Source organism: Antrihabitans cavernicola (assembly GCF_008297975.1).
GTDB lineage: Bacteria > Actinomycetota > Actinomycetes > Mycobacteriales > Mycobacteriaceae > Antrihabitans > Antrihabitans cavernicola.
This window is the reverse complement of the sequence record NZ_VLNY01000002.1, coordinates 261145-274029: the sequence shown is the minus strand read 5'-3', so window position 1 is coordinate 274029 and position 12885 is coordinate 261145. Positions and strand designations below refer to the sequence as shown.

Genomic DNA, 12885 nt, shown 5'->3' with positions numbered 1-12885 from the left:
GCGCGGGAGCCCGTGTGGCTGCCGTCTTACCAATACGACGAATACGACGTCCACGATTCGACACCACAGAGCTGGAAATATCGAATCATTTTCGAGCCCGACGGGCTCGGCAGGACGCGTGCCACACTGGCAGGCGTGGCCACCGACAAACCGTCACTCGTTCTGCTGCACGGCGTCACGATGTCCGCCCATGTCTGGGACGACGTCGTGCCGTTGCTGTCCGGACGCTTCGACGTGATCGCCCCGACCGCGACCGGCCACCGCGGTGGACCGCCTCCGGACCGGCCGACCACGGTATCGCGGCTGGTCGACGACGCAGATCGCGTACTCGACGATGCCGGCCTCGACCGGCCGCATCTCGCAGGAAATTCGTTGGGCGGCTGGATGGCGATCGAGCTGGCGCGACGCGGACGAGCGGCGTCGGTCTGTGCCCTGTCACCTGCCGGACTCTGGACGGCGGGCGAGAAGAGTCAGAGCAACGGCGTCGCGAAGATTCGCCGGTCACTGGCCATCACACGGTTGTCCCGGCCGCCGCTACCCGTGCTGCTGCGGTCCGGGACGAGGAGTTCGCGCCGCTCGATCCGCTGCCCTGCCCGATCACGTTGGCGTGGTCGGGCGAGGACCGGATCTTGCCGCCGGATGTCAACGGCACGATCGCGCGCCAGCGTCTGCCAGGTGCCGAATTCACGGTGCTGCCGGGGGTCGGTCATGTTCCGATGATCGACGACCCGAAGCTTGTCGCCGAGACGATTGCCGCCGGCATCCGAGGCTAGGGCCGCAGGTCCAGGGCGGCTCGCATCGATCCGTCCATGTAGAACGGCGTCGACGTGTGCTCGTGCACGATCAGCCAGCGATCATCGATGCGCCGCAACCCCAGGGTCGTGCGGAACCACAGGGCGAACTTCTCCCCAGGGGTGTCGTCGGGTGCGCCCATCGATTCGAGGCAATGACAGAACGCCACGTCGCCCGCGAGCGTCACCTCTAGATCGCGTACCTCGGAGCCGACGCGGCCGCCTTTCTCGTCGAACCATGCCTGCAGCGATGTGAGGTCGCGGGTGCCGTTCGGCGGCTGCTTCAGCGGTGGCGCGAGGCTGTAGATGACTGCGTCGGAGGTGTATTGGTCGACGATCGCCTTCGCGTCGCCACGATTCATGGCCGAACAACGGTCGGCGACGAGTGCACGGATGAGAGTCTGGTCGTCCATCGGGTTCTCCTCTTCCATCGACGCCGTCGATCGGCGCTTCCGACAGGGACGTCGAACCTGACGGGCATTTCTCGACAGTGGTGCCGATTAGAGTTGCGCCGTGGACAGCGCCATCAGGCTCAGCTACTCGTCCCTCGCCGATCGGTACATCGAGGTGTGCGGGTCGCTCGGCGAAGTCGATCCTGCGGACCTCGAGTTCCTCGAGCGAAATCTCGGCGACTGCGATGGTGTGGTGATCGACGCCGGCTGCGGGCCAGGCCATCTCACCGAGTATCTGACCGACCTCGGCGTGGCCACAAGAGGTATCGACCTGGTGCCGGAGTTCATCGAGTACGCACGCTCACGTCGCCCGGACATCGACTACCAGGTTGGCTCGATGCACACCCTGGACCTGCCGGACGGGTCGCTGCACGGAATCCTCACGTGGTTCTCGCTGATCCATTGCGATCCAAGCGAACTCGCGGATGCCTTCACCCGATTACGACGAGCGCTGCATCAGGACGGCACCCTCGTCGTCGGTTTCTTCGAGGGTGATCGAGTGGAACCCTTCGAACACAAGGTGACCACCGCATACCGCTGGCCGATCGACGACATGAACGCGCTGCTCGCTGCTGCCGGGTTCACCGAGGTCGATCGTTGCCAGCGCGCGGCTACCGAAAAGATGCGAGCTGTTGCGGCGCTCGCGGTTCGTCCAGCACCTAGAGCTCGATAACGACCTTGCCTTGCACGTGGCGACCGGCCTGCAGTTCCACAGCGGCGCGGACCTGCTCGACCGGAAAAGCTGCCGCGATCGGCACCCGGAGGTCATTCGTCGCGACCAGGCGAGCGATCTCTTCCAGAGTGCCGGGGACGGCGTTGGCGCCGTTGGCCGGCGTGATCCCGTCGATCTGGCCGGCGATAGTGGTGATGCGAGAGTCTGCGACACCGAGTTCTCGTGCGACCTGCGCTGTCTCCGACCCATGGAGGTCGATCGCGGCAGTGATGCCGTCCGGAGCGAGGTCGCGGACGCGGTCCGCCAGACCGTCACCGTAGGTGACCGGCTCAGCGCCGAGGCTGCGTAGAAAGTCCGCCGACGTCGGCGATCCAGTCCCGATCACCCGCGCCCCCGCGAGGCGCGCCAGCTGGACGGCAAAGACCCCGACCCCACCCCCAGCGCCACCCATGAGCACTGTGTCGCCCGGTCCGAGATCGACGACGGCGAGAGCGGCTGCGGCGGTGCAGCCTGCGATCGTGAGGACGGCGGCGGTGTTGTCGTCGATGCCGTCGGGGGTGTGATGGGCTTGGCCGCCGACCGCAATAGTCCCTGCCACCTCTACGACAACGAAGTCGGCGATCGCGCGGGAAAGTGCGCCGCCGAATACTCTGTCGCCGACCGCGAATTCTGTTACGCCGTCACCGATTTGGTCCACTACGCCCGCGTAGTCGGTCCCGAACCCGATCGGCAGGCTGAAGCCGAACCGGGCACCGGTTTCTGCGTCGGAGGTCATGAACCAGTCCATCGGGTTCAGGCCTGCCGCGGTGACTCGCACACGAATCTGTCCCGCGCCTGCCTGCGGCGCTGGTATCTCTTGAAGCTCCAGGACTTCTGGGCCGCCGAACGTCTCGAGCCGAACCGCCCTGCTCGGGTTGGTCGTTGGAGTGCTGTGCTCGTTCACTACAACACCTTCACACACACCAGAATGTGGAAACCCATTGGTCCGTCACCTACCCGCCGATCGTCGACCCGCGCGAATCCGGCCTCGCGAATCGCGTCGATAACCTGCTCCATCGGCCGCAGTCGGAATCCGTGTCGCGTGAAGGGCATTTTCGACATTTGATCAGGGTCGCCGACTCCCAACACAAGTCGGCCCGTCGGCCGCAGCACTCGAACGAGTTCACGCAGAGCAGTCGCGAGTTCCTCGACGAAGTAGATAGTGTTCGTCGAGATGATCGCATCCAGCGATGTGTCAGGAAGCGGCAAATTCTCCATCCGCCCTTCATGCAGGCGCAACCGCCCGTCAGCGATGTCATCGGAGAACCGGCGGCCCGCCTCAGCGAGCATTGTCGGTGACATCTCGACGCCGTGCACCGAACCAGCGGCACCGACGCGTTGCAGCAGAACATCGAGGCCGACGCCGCCGCCGAAACCGATGTCAGCAACCACCGACCCAACCGCCACGTCGGCTGCGTCGATCGCTGCGATCACAACCGAGCGGTTGCCTCGGTTGAGTAGCCGTCCAACCACGCGGCCGGCAAATCCAGTCGGTTGTCCCAGCTGGCAAGCAATAGCGGCGAGTGCACGATCAGCGAGCAACATGACGCTCATCCAACCACCGAATCGGCGACGATAGCCGGGCTAGACGTTGAACCGGAAATCGACGATATCGCCGTCCTGCATGACGTAATCCTTGCCTTCCATACGCACCTTGCCCGCAGCCTTGGCGGACGCCATCGAGCCTGCCGCGATCAGGTCGTCGTAAGAGACGATTTCCGCCTTGATGAATCCGCGCTCGAAGTCGGTGTGGATCACGCCCGCCGCCTTGGGCGCGGTGTCGCCCTGATGAATCGTCCACGCACGCGCCTCTTTCGGCCCCGCCGTCAGGTAGGTCTGCAGGCCGAGCGTATGGAAACCGGCGCGGGCAAGAGCGTGCAGACCGGGCTCGGTCTGACCGATCGATTCGAGCAGTTCGAGCGACGACTCGGCGTCGAGTTCGAGCAGCTCCTGCTCCACCTTGGCGTCCAGAAACACGGCGTCGGCTGGCACTACGGAGCGCGCCAGCTCGGCGACCTTCTCGTCGTCGGTGAGCACGGACTCGTCTGCGTTGAACACGTAGAGAAACGGCTTCGTCGTGAGCAGCGACAACTCCTTGAGCAGCTCACCGTCCAGCTTTGCACGTGCCGAGAACAGTGTCTTGCCGTCGTCGAGAACGGCCTGCGCAGCGAGCGCCGCGTCGAGCACCGGCTTGCGGTCCTTCTTGACGCGCGCTTCCTTCTCCAGGCGCGGAATCGCCTTCTCGAGAGTCTGCATGTCGGCGATGATCAGCTCGGTCTCGATGACCTCGATGTCGGCTTTCGGATCTACCCGACCGTCGACGTGAATGACGTCGTCGTCGGCGAATACGCGAACTACCTGGCAGATCGCGTCGGCCTCACGGATGTTGGCAAGGAATTTGTTGCCAAGTCCGGCGCCCTCGGATGCGCCCTTGACGATGCCTGCAATGTCCACGAACGACACGACGGCAGGCACGATGCGCTCAGAACTGAACACCTCGGCAAGCTTGTCCAGCCGCTTGTCGGGCAATGGAACGACCCCGACATTGGGCTCGATGGTGGCGAACGGGTAATTCGCGGCCAGCACATCGTTGTTGGTCAGGGCGTTGAACAGGGTGGACTTGCCGACATTGGGCAGTCCGACGATTCCGAGGGTAAGGCTCACGGTCTTTGGAGTCTACGCAGGTGCGTCCAATGCACTGTAGAGACTGCGACGATGGCCTCATGTCTCTGACCATCCGCCTGTCCGGACCCGACGACCGAGCGCCCATTCTCTCGCTCATGGCCGAGGCCCGCGGTGACAATCTGACCGCGGCCCAGCGTGCCGAACGCGGATTCGTCCAAGGCACCATGGACGACTCGGTTCTCGCACGCTTTCAAGATGGCACCGGCGTGTTCATCGCCGAGGAGGGCGGCGTACTTGCTGGATTTGCGATGACCAGCGCGCCTGGTTCGATGCACGCCGGGCCGCCGAAGCTCACCGCCGATGTCGCAACCGCCGCGCACCCGGACTCGACGTTGTTTCTCTACGGGCCGGTCGCGGTGAGCGCGAAGTTCCAAGGACGCGGCGTGATGACCAAGCTGTTGGTTGCCCTGTGCGCCGCATTGCAGGACCGATTCGATCGCGGCGCCGCCTTCGTCGAGGTTGCCAACAAGAAATCGCTTGCGGTGCATCGCCATTACGGCATGCACGAGACCGGCGCCTTCACCTTCGACGACCGTGACTACGTGGTTTTCACCTTCGAGCCCGCCGTCCTCGCCGCTCACTAGAAGGGCGGCTCGCCCTGGTCGATTTCCGGTGGTTCCCATTTATCTGGTCCGTTGCGGATCTTCGGGATCAGATCGGGATCCGGTGGTGACGCCGTCATTCCGCCATCCGGAAGGGTGATGTGGCTGGTGTGGTAGCTGCTGGTCCAGATGATGATGGCGCCGGGCAACATTTTCGCGGACCACAGCTTCATCGTCTTGAGTTGATGGTGAAAAGCGCACAGGCATTGCAGATTCGACGGAATCGTCCACCCACCGGCATGCGGGGCGTGATGGCGAAACGGAATCACATGATCAACCTGACACTTCTTCGCCGGCACCCGACACCCCGGGAATCGGCAATGCCGATCCCGGGCCCGCACAATCGCCACCGTCTCCGCATCAGGTCGGTACTCCGATGCACCCGGTGGTGGTGTGGAATGTCCGCCATGCCCATCGGGGTGTTCTCCGTTCGCGAGTTGCGGATCTTTCGCGATCGCATTAGCCACCAGCTCGGCCACCGCTGCTGGTGAGAGCTCCGCCGTCGCCGGATCAGACAACACAGGTGTCGACCCGAACTCCGGCAACCACCCCGCCTTGCGCCGTTTACCGCGACCGTGGAACACCGACACACACGCACGCGGTGGCTTCGCGGCCGGAGGCTCGGCGGGCGGCGCATCCGCATCCGGTGTTTCGGTCGAATCCTGCTGTGCCGAATCCGGTTGCACCGGTGCAGGTTCAGCCGGATCGACTGTCGGCGTGGCCTCAGATGCAGCATCGGCGTCCTCGTCGACGAGACCCAGTTTCTGTGCCATCTCGAGGGCCTCGGTCAACATGGCCTGCCAGGTCCCGTCGGCGGCAAGTTCGCGGGCCAACGCGGGATCGATCGGACCGTACCCTTCGAGATAGGCCGGGTTCGACAACAACCCCAGCAGCGTCGCGACATCGATCGACACCTGCACCAACGGGGTCCGCCGCTTCGCCGACACCTTCTCCGCAGCAACACAATCAGCACGACCACACTTACATTGCAACCGGTTCTCACCATGAATCAACGCTTGAAACGCATCCACCAACCGGTACTGCCTGTTCCGGCGATCGTGTGTGCAGACAGTGTCGGCCACCTCCGCGATGCGTTGCCACGTTGCCTCACACTCTTCTGGTGAGAGGACCGCCTCGAACACACCCAGATCACCATCACGACGCTTCCGCACCCGCCGACACTGGGTGGCGTTAATCCGGCGCTCCGCGACCTCGTCGGGGGCGATCCGGATCAGGATCTGCTCGATCGCCGACCCCAACGGCCCCGGCGACAGACTCCGCGCCGCCGCAACGACCTCCGGTTCCGCTGCGGCCACGGTGGCCGGAGTGAACCCGCCCAACGACCGCGAAATCTTCGCCACCCGCGCATAATCCAACCCGCCCGCCGCGAACGCCGCCCGCGTCAACGGCAAACGCAACCGCAGATCGAGGCCGAGCAACGCATAGTTCTCGGCCATCGTCTTCGAACACCCGATCCGCACCGCAATCTCCGCGAGCGCGTTGTTACCGCAATCGACGATCACATCCCCACCCGCAGCAACATCACGCTCGAACCACACATCCCACAACTCCGCAGCAATCGTGACCTTCTCGAACGCACACACGTTCTCCCCGCACCACCACCGACGACAACGCCTCGAACAACGGCAAATCCGTCGTCAAATCCCCTGGAATGAAACCCCCATCGAACATGCCCCAATTGTACTCGCACACATGTTCGATGGCAAGGAGTTCTTGCAGCGCTGCAACACTATTCGACCACAACTACCGCGCCTGCGGGCGCCTGCTCCGGAAGTACGCGTATGCGCCGAGCGCCAACAACGCCACCACGATCACGATCGGAATCACGATCTTCCATACGTTGGTGCCGTCGTCGTTCGACGTATCCGACGATGCACTTGCCGACGGGTTGACACTCGACTGCTGCGGAGGCGTCTTGGCCGACGCGGCGTCAGCGGCGACGGAACCGTTGGCCTCGTTGAGGAAAACCTTGTCCGTGCGGGGCTTTCCGAAGTCGAACATCGCATTCATCGAACCCGCACGCTCGTCGAAGGATGCGTCGCCGATCCGCCCGACCGACCAGTTGTCTTCGATGAACTTCAGGATCGACGTCTGCTCGGTGGCAGTGTGATCGACGAAGTTCTTCTTGGCATAGGGCGAAACCACAAGCAGCGGTTGACGAGTGCCCGGGCCACACCGATCCTGGTAGCCGCCTACGGGAGGAGTCGCGGCCGCAAGATCACTGCACATCGGCGTGTCCTGCTTGGGATCCGACGATCCGTTGAGCAGCTTGGCGGCAACGTGGTCGTACCAACCATCGGAGTCGTCGTAAGCGAGCACAACCGCGGTGTCCTTCCAGGAATCCGACTGCTGCAGTTGGTTGACCTCATGTGTGACGAACTGCTGCTCGTCGATCGGATCCGAGTTCGCGGCATGACCGTCCTGGTACTTCGGCGCTTTCAGAAACGTGACGGCCGGAAGTGCGTTGCGCGACAATGCCGTATCGAAATCGGTGAGGTCGTACTGGTGGTTCGCCTGGCCGTTGTGGCCGATCTCCTCGGGCGTTGCAGGCGCGAGGTGATGGGGATTGGCCGTCGACTTGTAGTACTGGAACGGCTGATGGTGCGGCGAATAGTCGTCCTGCTTGCCGCCCGCGACAGTCTTGTGTCCGGTCTTGCACGTCGCGTAATGCCCGTCCTGGCCGTCCCACGCCGCACTCGGACGGAAGCCACCCTGGAACCAGCCCCAGCTGATGTCCTTCTTGTTCAACAGATCCCCGATGTTCTGCCCCTCCATGCCGGCAAGGTTCGACTTCGCCGACCGGTCGTTGCCGTTCGAGCAATCGTCGTACAACGGATCCGGATCTTCGATGACGGTGCCGACACCCTCGGGGCTCGGTGACTCGACAAAGCTTTCGTCAGGAGTCGCCGTCGGCGCCAACGACACCGGATCGTAGGACCGCACGCCATGGGTCTGTCCGGAGATCAGGTCCAATGCGCCCGGCGTGGACGGGCCGAAGACGCTGCCGAAGCTGTTGTCGTTCAACGCATAGTTCTGCGCGTAGTTCCACAGGCCGGTGACGGTGTTGCCGTCGTAGTACCCCATGGTCTCGCCTGCGGTCTCGTACATGTTCGCGCCGGCGCTCGCACACTTGTCCTTGGTGGTGGACTCGATGAACTTGTCCATCGCGCCGCGATGGTGGCACTCTGCTCTGCCTTGTACTCATGGTTCTGATCGCACGTCACCGCTTGCTCCGGTGTGAACCGGAACGGCTTGTACGTGTTCGGGTTCTTGTCGCCGTCCAACCCGGTGTTCGTCAGGTTGGCAACATCTTTCGGCGTCGCCGGATCGGCAGTGAACTGCGCCGCAGGCGTATCCGATCCCTGCAGCTTCTCGCCCTCGAGGTTCGCCGCCTTCGGGTACGTGCCGAAGTAGTGATCGAACGAGATGTTCTCGCCGAAGATGACGACAACATGCTTGATCGGTGTCGCCGTTGTTGCGTCGTCGGCCAATGCCACCGGAGCGGACGCAAGCAGCGACCCACCGGCGAGCAGACCAGCCGAGGCCAACAGGCCCAGCCTCATCGCAACCCTGCGCGAAGTATGTTGTGGACGTTTCGATCTCATCGAACGGGCCCTTCCTTCGAAGACATCACTCGAACAGCCTGCGGCCGAGATAGTCGGATTGATTGCGAACTCCGGGCAACGCGAAGAAGTAGCCGCCCCCGAACGGAGAGATGTAATCGGACAGCGGCTCACCATCGAGCCTTGTCTGTGTCGCGACGAACTGCCGCGCGATATCTTGCTGGTAACAGACGAAAACCAGTCCCAGATCGAGGTTTCCGTTGGTGTCCAGCCCGGCGTCGTAGCTGTGCGACCGACGCAGAATCCGTGAGTCGTCGGTGTCGTCGGTTCGCGGATTGGCAAGGCGCATATGGCTGGTCAGTGGGATCACTTTGCCGGTGCCGTCGCGCGAGTAGTCCGGAACATCGCCTTCGACGGTGCCGTCCAGGGGCGCACCCGTCGCACGTGCTCGTCCGAAGAGGTTTTCCTGCTCACCCACCGAGATGCGATCCCAGAATTCCACCAGCATGCGAATCAGCCGCACCACCTGGTAGCTGCCGCCGGCGGTCCACGGTTGATCGTCCGACGCCGCCCACACCAGTCGCTTCATGGTGCCCGGGTCGCGAACATCGGGATTCGACGTCCCGTCCTTGAACCCGAAATGGTTGCGCGGCGCTCCGGACGGTCGTGGTGGCGGAACGAATCCATCTTGGCGCCAGGCGAATTGCATGCCACCCCTGGTGTTGCGTGCGATGTCGCGCACCGCATGCAGCACGGTGTCACGCTCGGGCGCACTGACGACGAGACTCAGGTCGCCGTGGCACCATTCGGGTTTCAGATCGTCGTCGGGGAACGGCGTCATCACATCGAGGCGCGTCGGCTTCCTGCTCTGCAAGCCGTATCGATCGTCGAACAGCGACGCGCCGACGCCCAGCGTCACCGTGAGTCCACCGGCGGGAATCGTCGAACCGAGGGTTCCCGAATCGGTGGCAGGCGCCGTGATCCCGACCGGATCCGGATCCCCGCCCGCCGTGAGGAACCGCGCACGATCGGTGATGGTCCGGAACAGATCCGCAAGCTCTGCGCGGCTGCCTGCGATCGCATTCGCCGCCAGCACCACGGAGTACGGCTGCGGTTCGGGCAGAATACCCGCCTGATTTTCACCGTGAAACGGCACGGCCGCAACGGCATTGGCCACCGGCACTGCCTGCGTCGACGCTGCCGCCGCCAGACCCGCCAACCCGACGCCGCCGCGTAGCAGCGCGCGCCGCGGAAGCTGCGGCGTCATCCGGTCCGCCTGACGTCGCACAGCGCAGCGACCGGCGCCAGCAGTTCGGCGATGTGCGACACCGCGCCGTCCACCCGCTGCCTGTCGATCGGCGCCACCGCGGGAATCGCAACACTCCGAAGGTACTTCGCATCCAGCGAGACGACCAGATCGCGCGTCTTCGCGATCTCGCTGTCGACCTCTGCAAGCGCCGAGTACCTCGGAGTCAGCAACGGCCGCAACACATCCAGCAACTCTCGCGTGCCGTCCAGGTTGGCAGCCACCGTGTCGAGACCGGTGTGCGATCCGAAGTCGTTGCGGCCGGTGAGCTCGAATTGCAGCGTGTCCTCGCTGATTTCGTGTGCGCGTAGACCGATATCGAGCGGATCGACGTGCGTCGACGTGAACTGTTCCTGCAATCGCTGCGTGTCGGCGACCAGCCGATCCGCGATTGGAAGCAGGGCCGCAGCAGGTTCGCTGCCCCACAACCCCTGCTCGATCCGATGGAATCCCGAGAAGTCCGGGCCGGTGGCCGTTCCGTCGATCGCGGTGTCGACATCGCCGAACGCGCCGTACGCGGCGCCCAGCGTCTCGTAGAGATGGTGCGCGGATACCCAAGTCGCGCGCGCATTTTCGATATCCGCAGACCCCAGCTGGTCTCGAAGTTGCTGCGCGCCTGCCACCAGATCGGGTAGCCGACCGGTCACCCAGTGCTCGTAGGCGAGCGTCGCCGGTGTCAGATCCTGTGTACTCAGCGGCGCAGCGACCGGGCCACCCGTGGACTCCCCCGCCAGCGCGAAGGACGCGCTGGTGACGGCGCGCGCATCGTCGAACATGCACACGAACCGATACCGGCCCGCACCGACGCTCACGTCGAGCGAACGCGTTGACTGCGGGCCGAGCGCCTCGATTTCGCCGACGACCTTCCCATCGGCGTCGGTGAGTTCGAAATCCACCGGCACTGCCGTCGTGTTCCGCACCCGAAAGACCTGCCTACCGTCACGCGCGGTCGGGCTGTCGACGCAGCCGTCGAGCTTCGCATCGACCGACTGTTGCGGCAGTGCGACGTCGGGATCGAGCGGAGCCGCAGTGGGCCCGGAATCGTCACGCGCAGAGACTGTCTCGACCACGACGCCGGCAGCGACGACCGCCGCCGACACAACGCATGCCAAGGCCAGCGCACGCCATCTGCGCGTCGCGTGCGGTGCATCCTCGGTCATTGCGGCCCCTGGTCGACTTGCTTATCGCGCCGAAGGCTAACCGACCGTTCGATGGACAAATGGGATCGTTCGGACACCGCAATATGAGTTTGCCTAGTGTTCATCCCGCTCGGAGCGCGCATATTTCCCACGCGCCGCATAGTCGGTTGGACCAGACATTTCGTCGAACGGACCTTCGGGGGAATTCGTGAAGATCGTCAACCGGCGCTCGATCGCCGTCGTATCCGCATTGACGCTGTTGGGAGCGGGTGCGCTCACCGCCTGCGGCAGCGACGAGTCCAACCAGGCCGCCAAGCCGTACACCACGCTCGACGGAAAGCAGCCGCTGGTGATCGGGCATCGCGGCTTGCCGGGGCTGCGCCCGGAGGAGACGCAGCCCTCCTACGAGCTCGCCGCCGACGACGGCACGGACGCACTCGAAGAGGACTTGCACCTGTCCAAGGACTGTGTGCTGGTCGCGCGACACAACCCATGGCTCAGCGACAACACCAACGTCGCCGAGGTGGCCAAGACCAATCCCGATGTCGCTGCCCGCAAACGCACGGTGCCAGGGATTGCGGTCCCCGTTTCCTGGCCGAGCACGCCCGCGACCGGACCCGCGACCTACCTGGTGGACAAGACGGACCCGGCCGACCCCAAGTCGGTGCTGAAGTCGCTGATCGTCGACGGCGAAGACCACACGAACGACTGGTCGATCACCGACTTCACGGTCGCCGAGCTCCAGAAGTGGTTCGGCGGCACCACCTACGACGATGCGGCCGAGCGACCCACCGAATTCAACGGCAAGTATCCGATTCTCACCTTCCAGCAGATCGTCGATATCGCAAAGGCAAAGTCCAAGTCCACGGGCCGGACGATCTCGGTCTACCCCGAATCCAAGAACCCCACCTGGAACGACGAACAGGCGATCGCGAACGGCTGCGGCGCACCCGGTAGCCATCCGCTCGAAGACGCGATCGTCAAGGCGGTCGACGACAACGGCCTCAACTCCAAGGACGCGCCGATCTTCGTGCAGAGCTTCGAGCCGGGCAGCCTGCGCTATCTGCACGACCACGGCCTGAAGACCAAAATCGTGCAGTTGGTCGACGGCTACGACGTCGACTACCGCACCGGCAAGGTGCTCTACGACGACATCGTCACCGGCCGCCCCTACGACTGGACCGTCGCAGGCGACCCGAGGTGGTTCGACGCGATGCTGACTCCGGCGGGGCTTGCGGAGGTCAAGACCTATGCCGACGGCATCGGCCCGTGGAAGCCGCAGATCGTCCCACTGAAAATCGATCCGTACCCGGCGGATCCAGCGTTCAAAAGCTCCACCGCCGCAGCGACCACGCAGCCGCCGACCTCGTTGGTGACGGATGCGCACGCCGCGGGATTGTTCGTGCACGTCTTCACGTTCCGCGACGAGAAGAAGTACCTGGCGGCGGACTACAACGGCGACCCGAAAGCCGAGTTCGCCAAGTTCTTCCGGCTCGGCGTCGACGGCGTGTTCACCGACTTCACCAACACCGGTGTCGACGCGCGCAAGGCATTCGACAAGGAGTTGGGGCACTAGAACGAGTCCCGACAAAACCGACGCCTGTCAAGTTGCTG

At 64.1% G+C, this 12885-nt stretch carries 12 protein-coding genes and 1 pseudogene; 4 read left to right on the top strand and 9 right to left on the bottom strand.

The features are described from left to right. Positions 1-12 precede the first annotated feature (12 nt). Entirely contained in the window at positions 13-720 is a 708-nt protein-coding gene (locus tag FOY51_RS05045) for an alpha/beta fold hydrolase (protein WP_235916121.1), read from the top strand. 49 nt (positions 721-769) lie between these two features. On the opposite strand, the gene FOY51_RS05040 is transcribed toward FOY51_RS05045, so the two are convergent. Beyond that, positions 770-1204 carry a YybH family protein gene (locus FOY51_RS05040; protein WP_149429107.1) on the bottom strand — a complete coding sequence of 145 codons (435 nt, stop codon included), beginning with the start codon at positions 1202-1204 and terminating at the stop codon, positions 770-772. Between the two features lie 100 nt (positions 1205-1304). Between FOY51_RS05040 and FOY51_RS05035 the strand changes: the two genes are divergently transcribed. Next, a complete protein-coding gene (locus FOY51_RS05035; protein WP_149429106.1) occupies positions 1305-1916 on the top strand; it encodes a class I SAM-dependent methyltransferase in 612 nt (203 codons plus the stop codon). Here FOY51_RS05035 and FOY51_RS05030 read toward each other — a convergent pair. Genes FOY51_RS05030 through ychF form a run of 3 tightly spaced genes read right to left on the bottom strand, consistent with a single transcriptional unit; the run spans position 1903 to position 4619 of the window. After that, entirely contained in the window at positions 1903-2859 is a 957-nt protein-coding gene (locus FOY51_RS05030; RefSeq protein WP_149429105.1) for an NADP-dependent oxidoreductase, read from the bottom strand. The two genes, FOY51_RS05035 and FOY51_RS05030, sit on opposite strands and share 14 nt — an antisense overlap. Next, the gene (locus FOY51_RS05025) at positions 2859-3509 is read right to left on the bottom strand and encodes a class I SAM-dependent methyltransferase (RefSeq protein WP_149429104.1); all 651 of its coding nucleotides are present in this window, start codon (positions 3507-3509) and stop codon (positions 2859-2861) included. Before FOY51_RS05025 ends, FOY51_RS05030 begins: the two co-directional genes overlap by 1 nt. Positions 3510-3539: 30 nt before the next feature. Next, positions 3540-4619: a redox-regulated ATPase YchF gene (gene ychF, locus FOY51_RS05020; RefSeq protein ID WP_149429103.1), complete on the bottom strand. Its 1080-nt coding sequence runs from the start codon at positions 4617-4619 to the stop codon at positions 3540-3542. Between the two features lie 59 nt (positions 4620-4678). Between ychF and FOY51_RS05015 the strand changes: the two genes are divergently transcribed. Beyond that, positions 4679-5224 (top strand): GNAT family N-acetyltransferase, encoded by a 546-nt coding sequence (locus tag FOY51_RS05015; protein ID WP_187776183.1) that lies wholly within the window; start codon positions 4679-4681, stop codon positions 5222-5224. On the opposite strand, the gene FOY51_RS05010 is transcribed toward FOY51_RS05015, so the two are convergent. The 5 genes and pseudogenes from FOY51_RS05010 to FOY51_RS04995 all read right to left on the bottom strand — a co-directional run bounded on the left by FOY51_RS05010 (position 5221) and on the right by FOY51_RS04995 (position 11292). After that, positions 5221-6846, bottom strand: coding sequence for an HNH endonuclease signature motif containing protein (locus FOY51_RS05010; protein WP_149429101.1), 1626 nt, complete (start codon positions 6844-6846; stop codon positions 5221-5223). The two genes, FOY51_RS05015 and FOY51_RS05010, sit on opposite strands and share 4 nt — an antisense overlap. A gap of 160 nt (positions 6847-7006) precedes the next feature. Beyond that, complete coding sequence (locus FOY51_RS05005; protein WP_253072995.1) at positions 7007-8428, bottom strand: phospholipase C; 1422 nt, start codon at positions 8426-8428, stop codon at positions 7007-7009. Positions 8429-8502: 74 nt separating this feature from the next. After that, a pseudogene (locus tag FOY51_RS27775) lies at positions 8503-8826 on the bottom strand (alkaline phosphatase family protein); the annotation flags it as partial. A gap of 67 nt (positions 8827-8893) precedes the next feature. After that, on the bottom strand, positions 8894-10093 hold the full coding sequence (locus FOY51_RS05000; protein ID WP_149429100.1) for a Dyp-type peroxidase: 1200 nt from the start codon (positions 10091-10093) through the stop codon (positions 8894-8896). Further along, entirely contained in the window at positions 10090-11292 is a 1203-nt protein-coding gene (locus FOY51_RS04995) for an EfeM/EfeO family lipoprotein (RefSeq protein ID WP_149429099.1), read from the bottom strand. Before FOY51_RS04995 ends, FOY51_RS05000 begins: the two co-directional genes overlap by 4 nt. 187 nt (positions 11293-11479) lie before the next feature. Between FOY51_RS04995 and FOY51_RS04990 the strand changes: the two genes are divergently transcribed. Beyond that, a complete protein-coding gene (locus tag FOY51_RS04990; RefSeq protein ID WP_235916120.1) occupies positions 11480-12847 on the top strand; it encodes a glycerophosphodiester phosphodiesterase family protein in 1368 nt (455 codons plus the stop codon). Positions 12848-12885: the final 38 nt, after the last annotated feature.

Coding starts and splice junctions, on each gene's coding strand:
- FOY51_RS05040 (WP_149429107.1), bottom strand. CDS start 1,204: ATGGACGACCAGACTCTCATCCGTGCACTCGTCGCCGACCGTTGTTCG.
- FOY51_RS05025 (WP_149429104.1), bottom strand. CDS start 3,509: ATGAGCGTCATGTTGCTCGCTGATCGTGCACTCGCCGCTATTGCTTGC.
- FOY51_RS05015 (WP_187776183.1), top strand. CDS start 4,679: ATGTCTCTGACCATCCGCCTGTCCGGACCCGACGACCGAGCGCCCATT.
- FOY51_RS05005 (WP_253072995.1), bottom strand. CDS start 8,428: ATGGACAAGTTCATCGAGTCCACCACCAAGGACAAGTGTGCGAGCGCC.
- FOY51_RS05000 (WP_149429100.1), bottom strand. CDS start 10,093: ATGACGCCGCAGCTTCCGCGGCGCGCGCTGCTACGCGGCGGCGTCGGG.
- FOY51_RS04995 (WP_149429099.1), bottom strand. CDS start 11,292: ATGACCGAGGATGCACCGCACGCGACGCGCAGATGGCGTGCGCTGGCC.